A 23,077-nucleotide genomic window follows, 5' to 3' on the forward strand; every position below is an offset into this window, starting at 1 on the left:
CGGGAGTTTCTGCGTGATGACCTGGGTGATATGCCCACAAAGTTTGAAAGACTGCTAAGATGAACGAAGTCCTTTTGGTCATTCATTTGCTGATTACACTGTCGTTGATCGGCATTATCCTTGTTCAAAAAAGTGAGGGTGGTGCATTGGGGATCGGCGGAAGCGGTGGCGGCGGTGCTGGCGGTTTCGGTGGATTCCTGACAGGGCGCGGAACCGCGAACCTGTTGACACGGACAACAGCTGCGCTTGCGACAGCTTTTATTGCTTCCAGCCTTCTGTTGACGATTCTGGCAGACACAGGTCGCAGCACCCGTTCAATTACGGATGATATCATCGCTCCGGCGATTGAAACTGAGGTCGAGCAGCCTGTTGCTCCACCGGTTTCAGAATAAGTTTCGGATTATATCCGTTACAGATTATCATTGACCGGGACCGAGAGGGTCCCGGTTTTGTTGAAACTGCTTAAGTGACAACGAGTTTCATGACGCGCTTTATTTTTATTACCGGTGGTGTGACTTCTTCTCTCGGGAAGGGGTTGACCTCCGCCGCTGTCGGTGCGCTGCTTCAGGCGCGCGGCTACAAGGTTCGCCTTCGCAAACTTGATCCTTATCTCAACGTAGACCCCGGTACCATGAGCCCTTACCAGCATGGTGAGGTTTTTGTTACTGATGATGGTGCGGAAACCGATCTCGATCTTGGTCATTATGAGCGCTACACGGGTGTGTCTGCTCGTAAAAGTGACAATGTAACGACCGGAAAGATCTATTCGGAAGTTCTGGCGAAGGAACGTCGCGGAGATTATCTCGGGGCAACAATCCAGGTTATCCCGCACATTACAAATGCAATTAAAGAATTTGTGATGTCCGATCTTGGTGACGAAGATTTCATCTTGTGTGAAATCGGGGGAACTGTTGGCGATATCGAAGGCTTGCCTTTCCTTGAGGCGATCCGTCAGCTTGGCAATGAACTGGGGCGTGAGCGCAGTCTTTTCATTCACTTGACGCTGGTCCCTTATCTGCGTGCAGCAGGTGAGTTGAAAACCAAGCCGACGCAGCACTCTGTCAAAGAACTGCAATCGCTAGGTATCCAGCCTGATATGCTTCTCTGTCGCTGTGAGCAGGAAATTCCGGAAGGTGCACTGCGCAAGATTGCCCAGTTCTGTAATGTGCGTGAGACAGCCGTGATTCCGGCACTTGACGTTGATACGATCTATGCGGTTCCCCGGGCCTATCACGAGCGCGGTCTTGACGAAGAAGTCTGCCGTCACTTTGGTCTGGAGATGGATGGAAAGCTTGATCTGGATCGTTGGGACAAGGTAACCCAGACCATTCGCGAGCCTGATGGTGAAGTTACAATTGGTGTGGTTGGTAAATACACCTCTTTGCTTGATGCCTATAAGTCTTTGGCAGAAGCTCTGGTCCACGGGGGGATTGCCAATAACGTCAAGGTCAATATCAACTGGCTTGATTCCGAAATTTTTGAAGGCGAAGGCGCTGTTGAAGCGCTGGAAAACGTCCATGGTATTCTTGTACCTGGCGGGTTTGGCGAGCGTGGTTCCGAAGGGAAAATTGCGGCTGCGGGCTTTGCGCGCAAAAGTAATGTTCCGTATTTCGGGATTTGCTTTGGCATGCAGATGGCGGTTATTGATGCCGCCAGAAATCTTGCCGGTATCAAAGACGCAAGTTCATCCGAGTTTGGCCCCTGTGACGAGCCTCTGGTTGGTATCATGACCGAGTGGGCGCGGGGGAATGATCTTGAAAAACGCAGTGATGGAAGTGACCTTGGTGGTACAATGCGCCTTGGTGCCTATCCTTGTGCCTTGAGTGAAGGGTCCCGGGTCCGCGAGGCTTACGGTACTGAAACCATCCAGGAACGTCATCGTCATCGTTATGAAGTAAATATCAACTATCGTGAAAAGCTCGAAGCAGCCGGTATGAAGTTCTCTGGACTTTCGCCAGATGGCAAACTGCCGGAAATTGTTGAGCTGGAAGAGCATCCCTGGTTTATCGGTGTTCAGTTCCATCCGGAACTGAAATCCAGACCATTTGATCCTCATCCACTGTTCACTTCTTTTGTAAAAGCGGCAATTGAACAGTCACGATTGGTATAAATATACAGGATAGAAGAGAAAGTAAGATATATGACAGTGCATGCAGGTCTCCAGTCTCGCCACATTAAAGTCGGGAATGTTACCTTTGGAAATGACCTCCCGTTTGTGCTGATTGCGGGGCCTTGCCAGATGGAAAGCCGCGAACACGCACTGGAAATGGCAGAGGCCCTGCATGATGTCTGTAACAAGCTTTCTCTTCCCCTGATCTATAAAAGCTCATTTGACAAGGCAAACCGGACAAGTCTGGGAAGCCAGCGGGGCATTGGCCTTGAGCAGGCCTTGCCGATCTTTGAAGAGATCAAAAACAAGTTTGGTTGTCCGGTCATTACTGATGTGCATTCACCCGAGCAGTGCGCTGCTGTGGCTGAAGTTGTTGATATCCTGCAAATTCCGGCGTTTCTTTGTCGCCAGACGGATCTGCTGATTGCCGCGGCTAAAACCGGCCGGGCTATTAATGTGAAAAAAGGACAGTTCCTGGCCCCTTGGGACATGAAAAATGTTTCCCAGAAGATCATCGATTCAGGGAATGACCAGGTACTGGTTTGTGAACGCGGCACCTCTTTCGGGTATAATACGCTTGTATCTGACATGCGTGGCTTGCCGATTATGGGCCTGCAGACCGGTTGTCCGGTAATCTTTGATGCAACACATTCGGTCCAGCAGCCAGGCGGGCAGGGGGGCACAACAGGCGGACAGCGCGAGTTTGTGCCTGTTCTGTCCCGGGCAGCCCTTTCTGTCGGTGTTGCCGGGATCTTTATGGAAACCCATCAGGATCCGGACAATGCGCCCTCTGATGGTCCGAATATGGTTCCTCTTCAGCAGCTGCCGGAACTGCTTCCAGTTCTGATGGCTTTTGATAAACTGGCGAAAGAGCATCCTGTTTCTATCGCTTAATTTTTTACTTCAGAGGCCCGCCCCCTCTCAGCGCCTCAACTTTCTTGACGGAGATTGACTAACATGACGGCGATCATTGACATCAAAGGTCGTGAAATCCTCGACTCACGTGGTAACCCCACTGTAGAAGTTGACGTTTTACTTGAGAGTGGCGCATTCGGACGGGCGGCTGTGCCTTCTGGTGCTTCAACTGGTATGTACGAAGCTGTTGAGCTTCGGGATGCTGATAAAGGCCGCTATCTTGGCAAGGGTGTTCTCAAGGCTGTGGAAGCCGTTAATGAGGAAATTCTGGAAGCCCTGATTGGTCTGGATGCCGAAGACCAGTTGCTGATTGATCAGGTGATGATTGACCTTGATGGTACAGAAAACAAATCCCGCCTTGGGGCGAATGCTATTCTTGGTGTCAGCCTTGCTGTTGCCAAGGCTTCTGCTGAAGATGCCGGCTTGCCGCTTTATCGCTATGTTGGGGGTACTTTTGCCCGGACACTTCCTGTACCAATGATGAATATCATCAATGGCGGTGCGCATGCTGACAACCCGATTGATATCCAGGAATTTATGGTCATGCCTGTCGGTGCTGCCTCTGGTTCAGATGCGATCCGTATGGGCGCGGAGATTTTCCATTCTCTCAAAAAGTCTCTGAGCGATGCTGGCCACAACACCAACGTAGGTGATGAAGGTGGTTTTGCACCAAGTCTGGCGTCCACCGATGAAGCCTTGAGCTTTATCGCCAAGTCTGTTGAAAAGGCCGGTTATAAACTCGGTGATGATATCATGCTGGCGCTTGATTGTGCCTCTTCCGAATATTTCAAGAACGGCAAGTATGAAATGACGGGTGAGGGCAAGTCTTTCGGGGCTGACGAGATGGTCCGTTATCTGGAAGATCTGGCCAACCGTTATCCGATCCTCTCAATCGAGGATGGTATGGCTGAAGATGACTGGGATGGCTGGAAGTCTTTGACCCAGGCAATCGGGAATAAGGTTCAGCTTGTTGGCGATGATCTCTTCGTCACCAATCCGAAGCGCTTGATCCGGGGCATTGATACCGGTACAGCCAACTCTATCCTGATCAAGGTCAATCAGATTGGTACTCTGTCAGAGACGCTTGAAGCCGTAGATATGGCGCATAAAGCTGGATACACCTCTGTGATGTCGCATCGTTCTGGCGAAACTGAAGACAGCACGATTGCTGATCTTGCTGTTGCGACCAACTGTGGTCAGATCAAAACGGGCTCGCTTTCCCGTTCAGACCGTATTGCCAAGTACAATCAGTTGATCCGGATCGAGGAAGAACTTGGTTCTATGGCGCATTACGCTGGTCGGAGTGTACTCCGGTAACCTGTTTTTGGTTTTCCTGATTGAATCTAGATTTAGAGGGGGCAGTTTCAGACTGCCCCTTTTGCTTTTGGTTGACGAAGTTCGAAATATGACTTCTGGAAAATACAAAGATAGCCAATTTTCATATTGAAAATAACAACCATGGGTATTTAAATTTGTAATTCGCTCTTGTTAATTGTAGTTTAATATGTGGAGTGAATAATTGTCTGCGTAGAGTGAAGTTTTATATTCGGCATAGAAAATTTTTTTGTGACAGCGTGTACCAGAGGTATTCCGTCTATGACTAAAGTCCTTATTCTCGAAGATAATGAGGGTGACAAAATCCTCATAGAGGAACTGCTTAAGAAAGTACCAGATTTTAAATATGAATTTCTCTGGGTCGCGACACTTGAGTTGGCAATAGAGAAAATTAATTCTCCTGATATCGGTGTTGCTCTTGTGGATTACAATCTAGGTGATGGTAACGGCCTTGATTTTGTGAGTGCAGGTCAGAATGTGGCCTCATTTCCAATGATTATAATGACTGAAAATAAAGAAGACGCTCTTGATACGATGAGCTTGCGGGCAGGAGCAATTGATTTTCTTTCCAAAGGAGAAATGACAACCAGTTTACTGGAAAGGACTATCCGTTATGCCATTGAACGGGACAAAGCACGACAGCAGTTGAAAGAGCATCAGAGTCTGCTCGAACAACAAAATATCCGCCTTACAGCTGCCAGACAGCACCTTGAAGCGCAAAATGCTAGCATCAGCATGCTGACCAACTATCTATTGACCACGGTTCACTCAAGAACAGGACAGGAAGGTCACTTTTTTGAAGCCCATACCCAGTCTCATAATTTAGATCGTGGTGTCGGGATCTGGCATGTTGATACAACAGGGGAGGCTATCTATACGAACAGGGTTGTCCAGAACCTGTTCGGGTTTGAGCTGAACACCATCCCTCATTTAAATGATTTACCACTTTATTTCTCTCTTAATGATCGTCCGAAAATCAAGAGAGCCTTGAGCCTTTGGGCAAGCGGTAAAAGCCATACTGTCGAGGCTGAAATGCTCAGCCTGGATAATATGGAGGGCGAGAGGCATATAGTTCTTTCTGCCGCACCAATTTCCTCCTCTGATAGCTATTCGGGAAGTTTGCTGCTAACGGTTCTAGATGTTACGGAAAAACGAATTTATGAAGCGAACCTACAGGATCTTGTTTTACGGGACCCTTTAACGGGTATTTATAATCGATTGGCTTTTTGTGAGCTTCTTCCCCAGGCCCTGGAAAATGCAAAACGTAATAATAAAATAGTCGCTGTTCTGTATCTTGATGTCGATAATTTCAAGTTTATCAACGACACAATGGGGCATCATGCAGGGGATACTGTCCTTCAAAACATCGCTCAAAAACTTAGAGAGTATACCAGAGCATCAGATGTTGTGGCGCGTTTGAGCGGGGATGAGTTTGTTGTTGTTCTCGGTAATCTGGGGCATCGCGAAGATGTCGTCTCTGTTATTGAGAAGCTATGTACCTGTTTTGAGGACTTGTCGATAACAGACGCTCATACTGTTGCTCTCCGTCTTAGCATTGGCGTCGCGCTGTTCCCACAGGATCATTCTGATCCGGAAAAACTGTTGAGCTATGCAGATCTTGCTCTATATCAGGCTAAACAGCGAAGTGGCTTTACATATGAATTTTTTCAATCTTCGATGCAGGAGAGTTTAAGCTCAAGAAAAAGAGATGAAGCTGAGCTTCGTGAAGCCGTAACAACAATGCGTGATTTTGCGATGTGCTATCAGCCTTTGATCGATATTGAGAAGAACAAGCTTATTGGAATTGAAGGATTATTACGCTGGCAACACCCGGCAGAGGGATACATCTTTCCCGATAATTTTCTCTCAATTGCAGAGCAAGCAGGATTGATCCTTCCAATTGGTGACTGGGTTCTTGAGGAGGCATGCCAGCATTATAAATATTGGCAGGAAGCGGGACTTAAAAGCGGTATGGTTTCGCTTAATCTCTCCGCTGCCCAGTTATATCAACGAGGATTTGTTGAAAAAATCGCCTGTGTTTTTCAAAAGAATAACGTACCCCCAAAAGGTGTTATGTTTGAAATTACGGAACGTATGGTGATTGAAGACATGGATACCACCTTGAATGGGATCTGCGAACTGCGGGATATGGGTGCACAGATTGCTCTGGATAATTTTGGTACAGGTCATTCTTCTCTCTCTCTTTTAAAAACCGTTCCAGTTGATTTTTTGAAAATTGATAAATCCTTTGTTTCAGAGCTCGATCACCATCCCCGGAACAGAATTATTGTTGAGCATGTAATCAGGATGGCCAAGCAACTCGGAGTTTCCGTTATCGCTGAAGGGGTGGAGCGAGAAGAAGAGCTACTGTGTCTTAAGAAATTTGGCTGTCGCTATATGCAAGGTTCTTTATACAGTTCGGCTTTATCTGCCGATGAAATTGTTCCCTGGTTTACTGAAAGTTTAAGATACACACCAAGTGGTCCCCAATAATATTTTGAAAGAAACATTGTGGATAACAAGTCTTTGATCAATTTGAATAAAAGATCTTCTTTGTCAATGATTGCTGCTTTTTATACTGCCGTTGACGGGATCATCATCATTGATAATCGGGGACTTATTCAGGATTTTAATCCGGCCTGTGAAAAACTGTTTGGTTACGATGCGGGTGAAGTCACGGGGCAGAACGTCAAGGTTCTGATGCCGGAGAGTTATGCACGTGAACACGATCAGTATCTGCGGAATTATCAGGAGAGCGGTACAGCAAAGATTATCGGTATTGGCCGGGAAGTCACAGGGCGCCGGAAGGATGGCAGTACCTTTCCGATGGAGCTGAGTGTTGGTGAGATTGAGGATGCGACAACCAGTGGACACTATGTTGGTATCATCCGGGATATTACCGAGCGTAAGGAGGCAGAGACGCGCTTTATGGCGCTGACCCAGCACCTGAAGAGTGTGATTGATACTGCNGTTGACGGGATCATCATTATTGATAATCGGGGACTTATTCAGGATTTTAACCCGGCCTGTGAAAAGTTGTTTGGATATGATGCGAGTGAAGTCACGGGGCTGAATGTCAAGGTTCTGATGCCGGAGAGCTATGCGCGTGAACATGATCAGTATCTGCGGAATTATCAGGAGAGCGGTACCGCAAAGATTATCGGTATTGGCCGGGAAGTCACAGGGCGCCGGAAGGATGGCAGTACCTTTCCGATGGAGTTGAGTGTTGGCGAGATCAAGGATGCCACAACCAGCGGACACTATGTTGGCATTATCCGGGATATTACCGTGAAACATGAAACTGCTCGAAATCAAGAGAAATTGATTGCAGCCTTAACCAGAAGCAACCAGGAACTTGACGAATTTGCCTATATCGCATCGCATGATTTGAAGGAGCCCTTAAGGGGGTTATTTAATAATGCAATGTTTCTGGAGGAAGATTACACAGAACAACTGGATGAGGTTGGGGTGGCACGGCTCGCCCGTATGCGTAAATTAAGCCAGCGGATGGAAAAACTTATTGATAATCTGTTGTATTTTTCCCGATTGGGCCGGCAAGATTTGGCGATCAAGCCAACGGATTTAAATCATGTTATTCGGGACATATTGTCCATGATCGAAACCTTGATTATGGAAGAGAATGTACAAATAAACATGACTTGTGAATTACCAGTAATTGTTTGTGATTCTGTCCGTCTTGGGGAGGTTTTCCGTAACTTAATTACCAATTCGATTAAGTATAATGTAAGTAAACACAAGGTGATAGATATAGGGTTTCACCCCGAAGTTCATGGAAGAAAAGATGTCATTTCTGTAAGCGATAATGGAATTGGGATCGCTGAAGAGTTCTATAGCGATATTTTTACAATATTCAAACGGCTAAATATAGAAGACGATGATGTGCAAGGTTATGGCGTCGGTTTGACTTTCGTAAAAAAAATTATTGATCGCCATGGTGGTGAAATCTGGTTAGAATCAAAGCCTGGTTTAGGAACAACATTTTATTTCACTTTGAAATGAGAACCGTTATGCCGGAAAATCACGCATTAAAATCAATTCTATTGGTTGATGATAATCGGGATGATTATGAAGCAACGTTACGCAGTTTTCATAAATCATCCCTTATGAACCCTTTGTACTGGTGTAAGAGTGGTCAGGATGCGTTGGATTATCTTCATAAAGAAGGTGCGTATGGCGACAATAGAGATCCCTTGCCAGGAATCATTCTTCTTGATCTGAATATGCCCGGCATCGACGGAAGAAAAGTACTTGAAATTCTTAAGAAAGACTCTGTATTTAAAAAAATACCAATAATTATTTTAACGACGTCAGCAGATGAGAAAAATGTCGATAAATGCTATGAGCTGGGGGCCAGTACCTATATCCAAAAACCAGTAGGATTTGATGGCCTGATACAAGCAACCAACCGAATTAAAGAATACTGGTTCGGTATCGCTTTACTGCCAGGAGAGTAAGGTTATGAAAGAGACCCTGCGCATTTTGGTTGTTGATGATTCAGCTGATGACAGAGAACTCTGCTGCAGAGCACTTAAGAAAGCACAGCATTTGGATTTTGTTACCCAAGAGAGTTGTAATGCGGACGAGGCTCTTGAGGCGCTGGCTATTGAATCGCCCTATGATTGTGTCCTCTTGGATTATTCTATGCCGGGGAAAAGTGGTTTCGAAGCTTTAAAGGCTATACGGGCCAAATACAGCTTCTTGCCTGTCGTAATTTTAACTGGGCAAGGGGACGAAGCTATTGCTGTGAAGGTCATGAAGGGGGGAGCCCAAGATTACCTGACCAAAACGGGCATCACAAGCGAGAGCCTTTCGCACACTGTTTTGATGGCAATTGAGCGATGTGCTTTGTTAAAATGCATCGAGAAACAGCGGGACAGCCTGGAGACCTTTACCAGGGTTTTAACGCATGACCTGAAGCAGCCCCTACGTATGATCCGCTCCTTTTTACAGCTTATAGATCAGCAAGAGGGGATGAGTGACAAGAATCAAGAATTTTTTTCGCATGTAATCACGGCAACCAGTAATATGGATGCGTTGATTGACATGGTCCATTATTATACCCGACTTGATTCGCTTAATGAAGGTGATAATCGGGCTGCTGTTGACCTGAATAAAGTCGTTCGTTCAGTCTTGAGCAATTTGGCCCAGACGATTAAGGAGAATAAGGCTGTTATTGAAGCTGAAATTCTTCCTCACGTATTTGCAAACGACATCCAGTTGGTCCAGTTGTTTCAAAATTTAATGTTGAACGCAATTATTCACAATAGTTCAAATCAAACGAGGATTAAGATTGATTGTACTGTTGAGGGTACTTGGGCGACGATTAAGTTCAAAGACAATGGTCCAGGTATAAAAGCAGACTACCTAAATCGTGTTTTTGATCCCTTTTCCCGCTTTAACCCTAATGGACGGGGATCTGGCCTGGGGTTGGCCATTTGTCAGAAAATTGTCGAGTATCAGGGAGGAAACATCTGGTGCAAATCCAAGTTGGGGTCAGGGAGCAGTTTTGAATTTACCTTACCTTATGCAGAGGCTGAGAGAACCGAGCAAACTATAGGGCTCCATGGTAAACAGCAGGAGCAGGATCAAAAAAAGGAAGGTGGAACCGAAGCACTGGCCAATGTTTTGTTGGTCGAGGATGACGAGATGGATGTTAAATTAGCAAAAATCATGTTGTTCGACAGAGACAAAATACGTTTCAATTTAAAAAGAGCTCGTAATGGTCAAGAGGCACTCGAGATACTTAGATCTCTTCCTCCCAGTTTTATTGACCTTGTCTTGCTTGATATCAATATGCCGGTGATGGGTGGCTTTGAGTTTCTTCAGAAATTACGAGATGACCCGGTGTTAAAGAGCACGCCCGTTATTATGTGTACTACATCAACGTATGATCGTGATATCCGTCATGCGCGAAACCTTGGTGTGGTTGGTTATATTAATAAACCAGTATCTTTGGACAAGATACGTCACGGCCTATCTGGTTATCATCGTCTGGATCTGATACCCCAAGGCGAAACGGTGCAGCTTTGCCGTCACTAAGTGCTTCTTTGAGGGCAAAATTCACCAGGCACCATACCATATGTCCACAGTAAAGGGCACAGTCTGAGCTGTGCCCTTTACTGTGCTATCAATGAGAACAGGCCTTAGTCATGGCTGTGATCAAGTGAAAAGGAGAGGGTGCTGAAATATCCCTCTTCATCAAGTTCTGGGTTATTGTCAATGCTCGATGTATGGCTCACGGCGATAACATTAAGTCCTTGATTACGAATTGTGACAGTGGCTTTACCTTGTCCGTCCGTTGTACCGGATGTTGTCTCGCCATCAGTGGTGTATTCGCCAATAACTTTTAGACCTTCTGCTGGTTTTTCATTGTAATAAACCTGAATAGGCAAACTTTCGCCTTGGTGGAGCGTCAAGGGGTTTATGAGGGGAACAATCTCCAGCTTCATGCCGGATGGCGTGAAGGCAGCGACAGTCTTGTCCAGGATGCTGGTCGTGAATTTTGAATAATGCCCGGTAAAAACAGCGCCCGGAGTTTCACTTTTGGCAGTGTTGTGCCACTTGCCATCTTTGGTTTTTGACCAGTAACCGTTATCAAAAGTCGCAATGAGAACGGCGGTGTTTTTTAGAGGCTTTAGCGTTGCGTGAGCAGCTGTCTTTTTGATCGTCACTGGTGATTTTGTTCCCTCTTGATCAAGGGAATGGGCTTCGCTGATTTTTTCAAAATCATAATAATCGTCAGAGGCGCCATGTCCGTAGACAATTGCCTGGTTGCCAAATCTCTCTGTGATCCAGATGCCATGAGCAGAGGCATTTACAGGGAGGATCAGCAATGTGAGGCAGGTAAGCAGTATTCTTTTCATACGAAATAAGTCCTTAAATAAAATTGGGAACGGGTAGGAAAAAGGTGAAGGTTTCTTGCTGGAGTAGGAGGTGGGGGGATTTAGCGCCCTGTTAATTGTCCCAGACTGGAAACAAATCTTGATAGCTGTGCCAGCTATCCGGGGTGAAGCTGTCATCAGGCACCAGGCAATCGTCAAGGGACGCCGTTATCTCGTCCCGGTCCATGTCTGTGCCAATAAAGACAATTTCATTGCGTCGATCCCCAAAGACACGATCCCAGTTTTTCTCCAGCTGTTCTTTAAAAAATTGGTCCTGTGGCCAGCGATCGTTGGGAATGGTGCTCCACCACCTGCCAATAGCTGTTGTGCTGGTTTGACGTCCGGCTTGTGACATCTCTCCAACCCAGTCGGGTCGCGTTGCCAACCAGAAATGCCCCTTTGACCGCAGGACCCCGGATTGCCTTGCGGCAAGGAATTGTTGAAATTTTTCAGGAATCATCGGGCGCCGCGCCCGATAGACAAAACTGGAAATGCCATATTCATCGGTCTCAGGAATGTGATCGGCATAACCGTAGAGTTCTTTTGCCCAGAGCGGATGTTCCTGTGCTTTGTCATAGTCAAAGCGTCTGGTCCAGAGAAGCGTTTCAGTCGGCACTTTGGAATAGTTGCTCAGACACAACTCGGCATCAGGATTAAGGGCTTTAAGTGTTGCGATAATCCGAATGAGGTCGTCACTGGAAACGAGGTCGGTTTTATTCAGAATGAGAGTGTTGGAGAACTCTATCTGGTCAACGAGGAGATCAACAATGTTCCGGTCGCTGTTTTGTTCTGCTTCGGAGAAAGTATCATTTACGGTTTTGTAGGAGTAGTAGTGCTCCAGAAAGCTTGAAGCATCAACGACGGTTACCATGTTGTCCAGTTGGGCAAGATCAGACAGGCTAAATCCATTTTCATCCCTGAATTCAAATGTTGCGGCTACGGGCAGGGGCTCTGAAATACCTGAAGATTCAATGATCAGATAATCACAGTTTCCCTGGGAAGCGATCCTGGAGACTTCCTTTAACAGGTCTTCGCGTAAGGTGCAGCAGATGCAGCCATTGGTCATTTCCACAAGAGTTTCGCTGGTTCGGGTGATCTGGCTATCGTGATTTCTTATGAGCTGGGCATCAACATTCACTTCACCCATATCATTAACAATTAAAGCGAACTTTTTCTGATCTCTTCTGGCAAGTATGTCTTTTAGAAGAGTCGTTTTCCCGGCTCCGAGGAAACCAGATAAAACCATAACGGGGAGTTTTCGCATTTTATTCTCGGTTGATATGATCAGATATATTTAATGGTACGTTATAACATTACATTTAATGAAGACTGTCAAATGTTTCCTGTTCGATCATTCCATAAGCAATTTGGAGAGGAGGGGTTTGTCTTGGGGGATTAACGCTTTGTTTGTTTCCTAAGCTTACTTTGTCTGTTAACTTGAGGCTTGCATCTTAATTCCAAATGTGATTCGATTCCTGAATGTCCTTGTTTAGAGAAATCCATAAGCGCTCTCGCCTGGTTATTCCCCAGGTACTGGGCGCATCACTGGTTGCCTACTTTGCCTATCATACGATTGAGGGGGAGAGAGGGTTCTGGTCGTGGATGCATCTCAAGCAAAATCTCGCTGTTAAAACTGTCGAGATGCAAAAAATTTCAGATGATCTTGATAAACTCGAATCGCGAGTGGCCCTGTTGCGTCCGGATAATCTAGATCCTGACCTTTTGGAAGAGCGGGCGAGGGAGGTTCTCAATTTTGGACGCGAGAATGATTATGTTATTTTACAAAGTCCGGGTTCTCGGTAATTAACTAACTATTGTGCAATGCAGCAATTTATTTATTAATTTACCTATTTCAGGTTAACATTGAATTATTCTTTGTTTTTCAATAAGATATATCTTGTTGTAATAATCTTTCAATTCGCCTATCCTTGCTGTGGAAATTCTTCATCCTAAGTGATTCACACTTGATCTAACGGGATACCACGCATGGCGATTCAAAAAGCGTCCGCAAAACGGGCACCAAGAAAACGCAGTGATTCTTCTGCACTCCCTTCCGATGTAACCAACGACCTTCTTCTCGAATTTTATCGTGAAATGCTTTTGATCCGTCGCTTTGAAGAAAAAGCCGGCCAGATGTATGGTATGGGGTTGATTGGTGGTTTCTGTCACCTCTACATCGGCCAGGAAGCTGTTGTGGTTGGTATCCAGTCTGCGCTGGAAGATCGGGACACAATCATCACCTCCTATCGCGATCACGGCCATATGCTGGTTTGCGGCATGGATCCGGATGGTGTCATGGCTGAACTTACCGGGCGTAGCGGTGGCTATTCCAAAGGTAAGGGCGGCTCCATGCATATGTTCAGCGAAGAAAAAGGCTTTTATGGTGGCCACGGGATCGTTGGCGCCCAGGTTCCAATCGGCACTGGTATTGCCTTCGCCCACAAGTATCTGGAAGAAAATGCGGTTAACGTTGCCTATCTTGGCGATGGTGCCCTGAACCAGGGACAGGTCTATGAATCCTTTAACATGGCTTCGCTCTGGGCGCTGCCCGTTGTTTATGTGATCGAGAACAATCGCTACGGCATGGGAACCTCGACAGAACGTTCTTCGGCCAATTCCACCGAACTTTATCACCGTGGACATGCCTATGGTATTCCCGGTATGCAGGTTGACGGTATGGATGTGGTTGCCGTTCGAGAAGCCGCCAAGATTGCGGTCGAACATGCGCGCAGCGGCAAGGGGCCTTACATTATGGAGATGATGACCTACAGATATCGTGGTCACTCCATGTCTGATCCAGCCAAATATCGCTCCAAAGAAGAAGTCCAGAAGGTTCGTGAAGAACGCGATCCAATTGAGCGCCTTCGTGCGGTCATGCTCAAGCAGAAGGCAATTGACGAAGCCGGTATGAAAGAGATCGACAAGGAAGTGAAGGCGATCGTTTCAAAGTCTGCCGAATTTGCCCAGTCTAGCCCTGAGCCAGATCCTTCTGAACTTTACACCGATGTGTACGCTGACGCGTAAGCTGTCCGAGAATTCCGGAGACCAAACATTATGCCAATAGAAATTCTTATGCCTGCGCTGTCCCCGACCATGACCGAGGGGAAACTGGCGCGCTGGATGAAAAATGAAGGCGACAAGGTATCATCGGGTGATATCCTGGCCGAAATCGAAACTGACAAGGCAACCATGGAAGTCGAGGCCGTTGACGAAGGCGTTCTCGGAAAGATCCTGATTGCAGGGGATACCGATAATGTCGCAGTGAACACACCCATTGCACTTCTGCTGGAAGAGGGCGAGAGCGAGGCTGATCTGGCCAAGGCTTCTGCACCAGCACCAGTTGCTGCGCCTAAAGCAGAAGCTCCGGTAACAAAAACAGAAGCTGCAACCGTATCCGCACCAGCCGCACCAGAAGTCGCCGCTGAAAGTGACTGGGACGGACCTGTGATCAAGACAACGGTTCGGGATGCCTTGCGTGATGCTATGGCAGAGGAAATGCGCCGTAACAATAAGGTCTTTCTGATGGGCGAAGAAGTTGCCCAGTATCAGGGGGCTTACAAGATCAGCCAGGGACTACTGGATGAGTTCGGGGCGAAACGTGTCATTGATACGCCGATTACCGAACATGGTTTTGCCGGACTGGGTGTCGGGGCTGCTTTTTATGGCCTGAACCCGATTGTCGAGTTCATGACCTTCAACTTTGCCATGCAGGCAATCGATCACATCATCAACTCTGCGGCCAAGACGCGCTATATGTCTGGCGGCCAGGTCAGCAGCCCGATTGTGTTCCGTGGTCCAAACGGCGTTGCTTCTCGCGTGGGGGCACAGCATTCGCAATGTTATGCCAGCTGGTATGCGCACTGCCCGGGTCTTAAGGTCGTCTCACCTTATTCTGCCGCAGATGCCAAAGGTTTGCTTAAGTCTGCCATCCGTGATCCAAACCCTGTGATCTTCCTCGAAAACGAGTTGATGTACGGACAGAGTTTTGATGTGCCGGATACGGATGACTGGATTGTGCCAATTGGCAAGGCCAAGATTGTCCGCCCGGGGACCGATGTCACGATCGTGACCTTCTCGCTGATGGTCGGCAAGGCGCTTGCTGCTGCTGAAGAGTTGGCAAAAGAAGGTATCTCTGCCGAGGTAATTGATCTGCGGACAATTCGCCCGCTTGATACCGAGACAATTCTTGCATCAGTACGCAAGACCAACCGTCTTGTAACCGTTGAAGAGGGCTGGGCTTTCTCTGGCGTCGGGTCCGAAATTTCAGCCATGGTGATGGAGCAGGCATTCGACTATCTGGATGCGCCAGTCAAGCGTGTTGCCGGTGTTGATGTGCCGCTGCCTTATGCGGCCAATCTGGAACAGCTTGCTCTGCCACAGAGCTCACACATTGTTTCTGCAGCCAAAGAGGTCTGCTACCGCGCTTAAGCGGGGCAGGGGAGATATACGATGCCAATCAATATTCTTATGCCCGCGCTGTCGCCAACCATGACAGAAGGTACGCTGGCCCGCTGGCTGGTGAAAGAAGGCGACACGGTTAATTCTGGTGACGTTATGGCGGAAATTGAAACCGACAAGGCGACAATGGAAGTTGAAGCCGTCGATGAGGGGACAATCGCCAAAATCCTGATTTCAGATGGAACAGAAGGTGTGGCGGTAAATGCCGTCATAGCCATTCTTCTGGAAGAAGGTGAAGATGCTTCTGCTCTGGACAAGGCTCCAGCTCCTGCCGCAACACCAGCCCCCGCGGCTGTAACAGAGCCGGTTTCTGCTTCTGCAGCAGCTCCGGCTGCGCCATCAAGTCCTGCGCCATCAAGTCCTGCAACGGCTAACGCCGCAAAGGGAGATCGTGTCTTTGCCAGCCCGCTGGCAAGACGGATGGCGGCTCAGGAAAATATTGACCTGGCTGCAGTACAGGGCTCTGGTCCGCATGGCCGCATTGTTAAAGCCGACATTGAAAATGCACAGGCGCAGGGGACTGGAAAAGTCCCTGCGGTTGCGAAATCTGAAGCAGCACCTGCTGCTAAGGCTCCTGTAGCAACAGCATCCGGCCCGAATGCCCGCGAACTGGCTGATATGCTGGGAATGGAATACGAGTTGGAGCCTTTGAGTTCCATGCGCAAGGTTATTGCCAGCCGTTTGAGCGAGTCCAAACAGACTGTTCCGCATTTTTATCTTTCCGTTGATTGTGAACTCGACAAGCTTCTGTCTTTCCGTAAAGAGCTTAACGCCAAAGACGGGGTGAAAATCTCGGTTAATGATTTTGTTATCCGGGCTGTTGCTCTGGCGCTGAAGAAAGTTCCGGCGGCGAATGCTTCTTTTAGTTCAGAGGGTATTCTCACCTACAAGCACGCCGATGTTTCTGTTGCGGTTGCTACGCCGAATGGTTTGATTACACCGATCATAAAAGCTGCAGAAGGCAAGGGACTTGCCACGATCTCTGGGGAAATGAAAGATCTGGCCAGTCGGGCCCGTGATGGAAAGCTGAAACCTGAAGAGTATCAGGGGGGGACCTTCTCTGTCTCCAACCTTGGAATGTTCGGGATCAAGGATTTCTCGGCAATCATCAATCCACCCCAAGGCTGCATCCTGGCTGTTGGCGCAGGAGAACAGCGTCCCGTGGTCAAAGATGGTGCGCTGGCTATTGCAACGGTAATGACCTGTACACTTTCTGTGGACCACCGCGTTGTTGATGGGGCTGTTGGTGCGGAATTCATGGCCGCATTCAAGGCGCTGGTCGAAGATCCCCTGTCAATGCTGCTTTAGGAGGCTAGGAGTATGAGTGACACAAATTTTGATGTGATCATCCTCGGTGCCGGTCCTGGTGGTTATGTGACGGCCATTCGTTCGGCCCAGCTTGGACTGAAGACTGCCATTATTGAAAAAGAGCATCTTGGCGGGATTTGCCTGAACTGGGGCTGTATCCCGACCAAGGCTTTGCTGAGGTCAGCTGAAATCTATCGCAATATGAAAAATGCAGCAGATTACGGCCTGTCAGCCCAAGGGGTTGATTTTGATCTTAAAAAGATTGTCGAGCGCTCACGTGGGGTGTCAAAGCAGCTTAATGGTGGCGTCGGGCATTTGCTTAAGAAAAACAAGGTCACCGTCATTGACGGGACTGGGAAAATTACTGCTGCCGGTAGACTTTCTGTTTCCGGTAAAGACGGCAAAAAAAGTGACCTGACGGCAAAGAATATTATTATTGCAACAGGGGCAAGGGCACGAACCCTGCCGGGTCTCGAGCCCGATGGAAAGCTGGTCTGGACTTATCGTGAGGCTTTGAACCCTGACAAGATGCCAAAATCTTTGCTGGTGGTTGGTTCTGGTGCGATTGGTATCGAGTTTGCTGATTTTTATGGCACGCTTGGAGCAGATGTAACCGTGGTCGAAGTTGTCGACAAGATCCTGCCGGTTGAAGACGACGAGATCTCGAAGATGGCCCAGAAGCTTTTGGGCAAACACGGTCTGAAGTTCCGTACGGGCACAATGGTTACCAAGCTGGACAAAAAAGGCGATCAGGTTACTGCTACGCTGGAGAAAAATGGCAAGAGTGAACAGATCACGGTTGATCGGGTCATCTCTGCTGTTGGTGTTGTCGGCAATATTGAAAATATTGGCCTTGAAACTGTCGGTGTCAAAACCGATCGGGGCTGTATTGTCACTGATGAATTCTCCCGCACGTCTGTTCCTGGCATCTATGCAATTGGTGATGTTGCCGGACCGCCCATGCTGGCACACAAGGCCGAGCATGAAGGGGTGATCTGTATTGAAAAGATCGCGGGTCTTTCTGCGCATCCTCTCGACAAGTCGAAAATCCCGGGTTGTACCTATTGTCACCCGCAGATTGCATCGGTTGGTTTGACCGAGCAGGCAGCCAAAAAAGCAGGCCGGGCTGTGAAGGTTGGCCGCTTCCCCTTTATGGGCAACGGTAAGGCCATTGCACTTGGTGAAGCTGAGGGCTTGATTAAAACGATCTTTGATGCGAAAACCGGGGAACTTTTGGGTGCCCATATGGTTGGAGCCGAGGTGACAGAGCTTATTCAGGGGTTTGTTGTGGCCATGGGGCTGGAAACCACGGAAGAAGATCTGATGCATACGGTCTTCCCGCATCCGACGTTATCTGAAATGATGCACGAGTCAGTTCTTGACGCTTATGGCCGTGCTATCCATTTCTAGAGTACTGGCCAAGATGGCATAGATTACGGGAAGGCAGGTTACTGCCCTCCCGTTAATAACAGAATGTAAACCTGAAGCGGATAGACTGATTATCCCTGACAGGTCGGAGTGAGTTGATGACAGAAACGACAGTTTCGAACCAGACGCCATCCCAGCTCGAAGGAAAAGAGCGCGCAGAGCGCATTATTTCCGCTAAAGATGACCGTGCAAAGATGCGGCATCCAGAAAAAGCCAAACGTCCCGATACCCCCGTTCTGAGAAAACCTTCGTGGATAAGGGTGAAGGCACCCGTTTCACAAGGGTATCAGGAAACCCGCAAACTGATGCGGGACAACAATCTTCATACGGTCTGTGAAGAAGCAGCCTGTCCAAACATCGGCGAGTGCTGGTCCAAAAAACATGCGACCATGATGATCATGGGCGGGATTTGTACCCGGGCTTGTTCCTTTTGCAACATTGCAACGGGCAAGCCACAAGCACTCAGTCCTTTTGAGCCCTACAGTGTCGCGACTGCTGTTGCCAAGTTGAAACTTAGGCATGTGGTGATCACTTCTGTTGACCGTGACGATCTTGATGACGGGGGCGCTGATCACTTTTCCAAGGTCATTGCTGCTACCCGCAAGGAAGCGCCAGAGACAACCATCGAAATTCTGACACCGGACTTCAGACACAAAGAGGGTGCCCTTGAAGTCGTCGTTAAGGCCAAGCCAGATGTGTTCAACCACAATCTGGAAACGGTGCCACGTCTTTATATCTCGGTACGACCAGGCGCACGTTATTACCACAGTCTAAAATTGCTCGATCAGGCAAAACAGCTTGATCCTTCTCTCTTTACCAAATCAGGTCTTATGGTTGGTCTGGGAGAAACCAAGGAAGAAGTGCTTCAGGTGATGGATGATATGCGGGCGGCCGATATCGATTTCCTGACGATAGGGCAGTATCTTCAGCCGACACCGAAACATCATCCCGTTGATCGTTTCGTTGATCCTGAAGAATTCAAATTTTACGAAAAAATGGCATACAACAAAGGCTTCTTGCATGTTGCCTCTTCTCCTTTGACCCGATCTTCCTATCATGCGGATGAGGATTTCCAAAAGCTGAGAGAAGCGAGAGAACAGAAACTTTCTGTTTCCTGAAGCTGGAAAGACGTTATGCCTGTACATGAAGAGAAAAAGGTTCTTGCCTTTTTACCGGAGCAGATTTTCGAGATGGTCGCTGATGTTGAGCGCTATCCTGATTTTCTGCCCTGGTGCGTGGCTTCGCGTATCAAGCGGCGTCAGGAAAACAGAATAATTGCCGATCTGGTCATCGGTTTTAAGATGATCCGGGAGAAGTTTACCAGCCAGGTTGACCTTAACCGGGAAGAGCTCAGGATTGAGGTCACCTATCTGGATGGCCCTTTTAAGTATCTGACCAATACCTGGATCTTTGAGGCTCACCCCAAAGGTTGTCTGGTTGATTTTCACGTGGACTTTGAATTCAAATCAAAGATGTTGCAGATATTGATGGAACCGTTGTTTCACGAGGCTGTGCGGCGGATGGTCCATGCTTTTGAGACGCGTGCGGCAGTATTGTTTACACCATGTAAGAGCGCTGAAACCCCGTAAATCATAGAATTTGAAATCTCAAAATCCTGTCAGGCTGTTGCCCTGTGCTTCTTGCTGGGCCAGAGCAAAAAACAGCAGTGAGGTCATGGTCATGTTGAAGGCACCATGCAAGATAATCGCTGGCCAGAGTGAACCGCTTCGGCGGGAGATCAGGGCAAAGGCAATCCCCGCAACGGTCAGGGCTGGGATAAGCATCGGTACTGTGTGAACCGTGGCAAAAAGCAGGGAGCTTGTCGCTATGGCAACAACAGCTCCGAAGCGAGGCTCCAGCCATCGCAACAACACTCCCCGAAAGGTTATCTCCTCGACAAAAGGTGCAATGGTTCCTGTCACCAGGACCATAAGGAGAAAAGCCTGCAAGCTAAAACCTTGCGGAGCCAACAAGGACAGTTGGGGGTTGTTGAAATCGCGATCAACCAGATAGATCATGGTGGCGTTCACAGCGCCAACCAGAACGACAAGCGGAAGAACCAGATAAAGTGTTTGCAGACACTTGCTTAATGGAATGGCTATAAAGCCGATGTCGCTCCATTCCAGTTGATTTTTTCGCAGAATAAAGAAGCGGATTGCACAGAGAAGAAGGGAATTTTGGAAAATAACGGTTAAGGCAACAACCCAAACAGCCTCAAGCCCCAGACCATCCTTCAGGTAATCGAAAGCAAGTGGCCAGACAAAAAACATCACGATTATCAAGGTGGCAAGGGCAAACAGCAGATCGATAAAGGGAACTTTCCCCAGTCTGTTTTCCGGGGAGTGTTCTGTTGATCCGGTTTCCTGCTCTGTCGGGATCACGTAATTCTGTCTTTCATAAAATCAAGGGCAGCAGCTATGGTTTGAGATCGTATGGCTGACCGATCACCCTCAAAAAGCATTTTCCGGCACTGGGTTTCCTGATTTTTAAAGGCTGTTGCAATATATACAAGCCCGACCGGTTTTGTGTTACTGCCTCCACCGGGCCCGGCAATTCCGGTGACCGCAACCGTCATGGCTGCTCGGGAGCGTTGCAGGGCGCCTTCTGCCATTGCTTTGGCAACGACGTCACTGACTGCGCCATATTGGTCCAGCAGACCTGTACCCACGCCCAACGCTTCGTGTTTTGCTTCGTTTGAGTAGGTCACAAAACCACGGTCAACAACAGCGGAAGAGCCGGCAATTTCTGTCAAAACTCCGGCAATAAGGCCACCTGTACAGGATTCAGCCGTCGCAAGCATGATGCTTTTGTTCCGGCAAAGTTCGAGCAACTTTTCTGCTGTCTGTACAAGTTCGGTTGAAAACATGGTACTTCCTTGAAAAGTCTTGGGTCCAGGAGAGTTCAGGGTTCAGGTTGGCCAGTCATAATTTACGGGTCAGATTAAAAACAGGCCCAGTAGATAGAAGACAATCAGGGCATAAGCCCCTGCAACCATATCATCAGACATAATACCCAATCCGCCTTCAACATTCCGGTCAATCCAGTTTGCGGGGAAGACCTTTACAATGTCGAAAAATCTGAAGAGGGCAAAACTGACCAGATAAAAAACAGGATCAAGTGGCACAAAAGCCAGTGCCAGCCACTGGCCAGCCACCTCATCTATGACGACCTGACCAGGATCTTCCCGACCGATGGCTCTGGAGTAAACACCACTGGCCCAAATTCCGACAAGATAGGCGAGCAAAGATCCGATGATCAGACCAAGATACCCTGTATAGTAGGAGATAACCCAGGCGAAGGGCAGTGCAGCCAGTGAGCCCCAGGTTCCAGGGGCTATTTTGATCAGGCCTGCGCCAAACCAGGTGGAGATCAGGCTGGCAGGATGTAGAAAAGGGATAGAACGTGATTGCATCGGCTGTATTTTTCCTAATCTGCGCTTGCAGGCAGCTGAATGGTTGCAACGGCCTGGGCCGCAATGCCTTCTTCACGCCCGGTAAAACCAAGCCGTTCGGAAGTCGTGGCTTTGATGCTTACTCTGGTTGGGGAAATCGCGAGAATTTCGGCCATCCTTTTGGTCATGCTCTCTCTATGCGGGCCGATTTTGGGGCGCTCACAGACAAGCGTGACATCAACATGAATAATTTTTCCTCCCCGGGCATTGACCCGGTCGCGGGCAAAAATCAGAAATTGATCTGACTTTGCGCCTTTCCACTGTGGGTCACTTGGCGGGAAATGACTGCCAATGTCCCCTTCACAAAGCGCGCCGAGCAGGGCATCCGTAAGGGCGTGTAAGCCTACATCAGCGTCTGAATGGCCTTTGAGTTTACGGCTGTGAGGCACATCTACACCACAGAGTGTGACATGGTCTCCTTCTTCAAAACTATGGACGTCGTAGCCCAGGCCGGTTCTGCTTTCCATGAGATGTCCATCTGTATCCGTTAGTTTTATCATGTTTCTTGCCAAAATAAGATCGTCGGCTGTGGTGATTTTTATATTTTCCCTGCCTGATTCGACCAGTGAAATGGGGTGACCCGCATATTCAGCCACTGCAGCATCATCAGTAAAATCATTTCTGCCCGCGGCTTGCTGGTGCGCAGAAAGTATCCTGTCATAAGGAAATGCCTGCGGGGTCTGGGCCTGCCAAAGGCCATCTCTGCTTATATTTTTTTCAATCGTCATTCCGGTAGAAAATTTCAGACTGTCAACAACAGGAGTTGCGGCAATTGAAGCTTCACCAGATTCAGCTTTTTCAATCAGTCTGGTGATAACATCTTCTTTGATGAATGGGCGTGCTGCGTCATGGATCAGAACAGATGTGGGGCATTCCTTTTCAAGAGCCTTGAGGCCATTGAAAACAGAGACCTGTCTTGTATCTCCACCTGTTGTCAGCTTTACACGTGTGCTGAAATCAGGGCAACTTTGATGGAATAACTCGATATCTTCCGGATGGATTACAACCAAAATACCATTGATCAGCCGATGTTGGGAGAATTTACGGAGTGTCAGAGAAAGAATGCTTTCCTGTCCAAGGGGAGTATACTGTTTGGGGAGGGGACTGCCAAAACGACTGCCTCGACCTGCCGCAACAATTACAGCCCAGATTCCTGGCATATATCTATTC

The 23,077-nt window shown here is 48.1% G+C and carries 21 protein-coding genes; 15 read left to right on the forward strand and 6 right to left on the reverse strand.

Annotated elements, in window-relative coordinates:
- The first annotated feature begins 59 nt into the window (after positions 1–59).
- The 8 genes from secG (at position 60) to B152_RS24210 (ending at position 10,420) form a co-directional block, all read left to right on the forward strand.
- Complete coding sequence (secG, locus tag B152_RS0117390) at positions 60–392, forward strand: preprotein translocase subunit SecG (RefSeq protein ID WP_020593714.1); 333 nt, start codon at positions 60–62, stop codon at positions 390–392.
- A gap of 89 nt (positions 393–481) precedes the next feature.
- Entirely contained in the window at positions 482–2,110 is a 1,629-nt protein-coding gene (locus tag B152_RS0117395; RefSeq protein ID WP_020593715.1) for a CTP synthase, read from the forward strand.
- A 30-nt stretch (positions 2,111–2,140) separates the two neighbouring features.
- The gene (gene kdsA, locus B152_RS0117400) at positions 2,141–3,004 is read left to right on the forward strand and encodes a 3-deoxy-8-phosphooctulonate synthase (protein ID WP_020593716.1); all 864 of its coding nucleotides are present in this window, start codon (positions 2,141–2,143) and stop codon (positions 3,002–3,004) included.
- Positions 3,005–3,067: 63 nt separating this feature from the next.
- On the forward strand, positions 3,068–4,342 hold the full coding sequence (gene eno / locus B152_RS0117405) for a phosphopyruvate hydratase (RefSeq protein ID WP_020593717.1): 1,275 nt from the start codon (positions 3,068–3,070) through the stop codon (positions 4,340–4,342).
- Between the two features lie 279 nt (positions 4,343–4,621).
- A complete protein-coding gene (locus B152_RS25545) occupies positions 4,622–6,853 on the forward strand; it encodes a two-component system response regulator (protein ID WP_020593718.1) in 2,232 nt (743 codons plus the stop codon).
- Between the two features lie 66 nt (positions 6,854–6,919).
- Complete coding sequence (locus B152_RS0117415; RefSeq protein ID WP_157231159.1) at positions 6,920–8,380, forward strand: PAS domain S-box protein; 1,461 nt, start codon at positions 6,920–6,922, stop codon at positions 8,378–8,380.
- Between the two features lie 8 nt (positions 8,381–8,388).
- A complete protein-coding gene (locus tag B152_RS0117420; protein WP_026261670.1) occupies positions 8,389–8,835 on the forward strand; it encodes a response regulator in 447 nt (148 codons plus the stop codon).
- A gap of 4 nt (positions 8,836–8,839) precedes the next feature.
- A complete protein-coding gene (locus B152_RS24210; protein ID WP_020593721.1) occupies positions 8,840–10,420 on the forward strand; it encodes a response regulator in 1,581 nt (526 codons plus the stop codon).
- Between the two features lie 104 nt (positions 10,421–10,524).
- Here B152_RS24210 and B152_RS0117430 read toward each other — a convergent pair whose 3' ends face one another.
- Complete coding sequence (locus B152_RS0117430; protein WP_083921934.1) at positions 10,525–11,400, reverse strand: DUF4198 domain-containing protein; 876 nt, start codon at positions 11,398–11,400, stop codon at positions 10,525–10,527.
- Positions 11,336–12,526: a GTP-binding protein gene (locus B152_RS0117435; protein WP_020593723.1), complete on the reverse strand. Its 1,191-nt coding sequence runs from the start codon at positions 12,524–12,526 to the stop codon at positions 11,336–11,338. Before B152_RS0117435 ends, B152_RS0117430 begins: the two co-directional genes overlap by 65 nt.
- A 215-nt stretch (positions 12,527–12,741) precedes the next feature.
- On the opposite strand from B152_RS0117435, the gene B152_RS0117440 reads away from it, so the two are divergent.
- The 7 genes from B152_RS0117440 (at position 12,742) to B152_RS0117470 (ending at position 20,045) form a co-directional block, all read left to right on the forward strand.
- Positions 12,742–13,065: an FtsB family cell division protein gene (locus B152_RS0117440; RefSeq protein ID WP_020593724.1), complete on the forward strand. Its 324-nt coding sequence runs from the start codon at positions 12,742–12,744 to the stop codon at positions 13,063–13,065.
- A gap of 183 nt (positions 13,066–13,248) precedes the next feature.
- A complete protein-coding gene (pdhA, locus tag B152_RS0117445; protein ID WP_020593725.1) occupies positions 13,249–14,286 on the forward strand; it encodes a pyruvate dehydrogenase (acetyl-transferring) E1 component subunit alpha in 1,038 nt (345 codons plus the stop codon).
- Positions 14,287–14,316: 30 nt separating this feature from the next.
- Entirely contained in the window at positions 14,317–15,690 is a 1,374-nt protein-coding gene (locus tag B152_RS0117450) for a pyruvate dehydrogenase complex E1 component subunit beta (RefSeq protein WP_020593726.1), read from the forward strand.
- A 21-nt stretch (positions 15,691–15,711) separates the two neighbouring features.
- Entirely contained in the window at positions 15,712–17,028 is a 1,317-nt protein-coding gene (locus B152_RS0117455; RefSeq protein ID WP_020593727.1) for a pyruvate dehydrogenase complex dihydrolipoamide acetyltransferase, read from the forward strand.
- 12 nt (positions 17,029–17,040) lie between these two features.
- Positions 17,041–18,438, forward strand: a complete 1,398-nt coding sequence (lpdA, locus tag B152_RS0117460; protein WP_020593728.1) for a dihydrolipoyl dehydrogenase — start codon at positions 17,041–17,043, stop codon at positions 18,436–18,438.
- A gap of 116 nt (positions 18,439–18,554) precedes the next feature.
- On the forward strand, positions 18,555–19,574 hold the full coding sequence (lipA, locus tag B152_RS0117465; protein WP_020593729.1) for a lipoyl synthase: 1,020 nt from the start codon (positions 18,555–18,557) through the stop codon (positions 19,572–19,574).
- A 15-nt stretch (positions 19,575–19,589) separates the two neighbouring features.
- Complete coding sequence (locus B152_RS0117470) at positions 19,590–20,045, forward strand: type II toxin-antitoxin system RatA family toxin (protein ID WP_020593730.1); 456 nt, start codon at positions 19,590–19,592, stop codon at positions 20,043–20,045.
- Positions 20,046–20,063: 18 nt separating this feature from the next.
- Here B152_RS0117470 and B152_RS25550 read toward each other — a convergent pair whose 3' ends face one another.
- The 4 genes from B152_RS25550 to B152_RS0117490 form a co-directional block, all read right to left on the reverse strand.
- The gene (locus tag B152_RS25550; RefSeq protein ID WP_020593731.1) at positions 20,064–20,837 is read right to left on the reverse strand and encodes a CPBP family intramembrane glutamic endopeptidase; all 774 of its coding nucleotides are present in this window, start codon (positions 20,835–20,837) and stop codon (positions 20,064–20,066) included.
- Positions 20,834–21,322 carry a CinA family protein gene (locus B152_RS0117480; protein ID WP_020593732.1) on the reverse strand — a complete coding sequence of 163 codons (489 nt, stop codon included), beginning with the start codon at positions 21,320–21,322 and terminating at the stop codon, positions 20,834–20,836. Before B152_RS0117480 ends, B152_RS25550 begins: the two co-directional genes overlap by 4 nt.
- Positions 21,323–21,391: 69 nt before the next feature.
- Complete coding sequence (locus B152_RS0117485) at positions 21,392–21,868, reverse strand: phosphatidylglycerophosphatase A family protein (RefSeq protein ID WP_020593733.1); 477 nt, start codon at positions 21,866–21,868, stop codon at positions 21,392–21,394.
- A gap of 14 nt (positions 21,869–21,882) precedes the next feature.
- On the reverse strand, positions 21,883–23,067 hold the full coding sequence (locus B152_RS0117490) for a bifunctional 2-C-methyl-D-erythritol 4-phosphate cytidylyltransferase/2-C-methyl-D-erythritol 2,4-cyclodiphosphate synthase (RefSeq protein ID WP_020593734.1): 1,185 nt from the start codon (positions 23,065–23,067) through the stop codon (positions 21,883–21,885).
- Positions 23,068–23,077 lie beyond the last annotated feature (10 nt).

This window comes from Kiloniella laminariae DSM 19542, assembly GCF_000374005.1.
Taxonomy (GTDB): Bacteria; Pseudomonadota; Alphaproteobacteria; order Kiloniellales; family Kiloniellaceae; genus Kiloniella; species Kiloniella laminariae.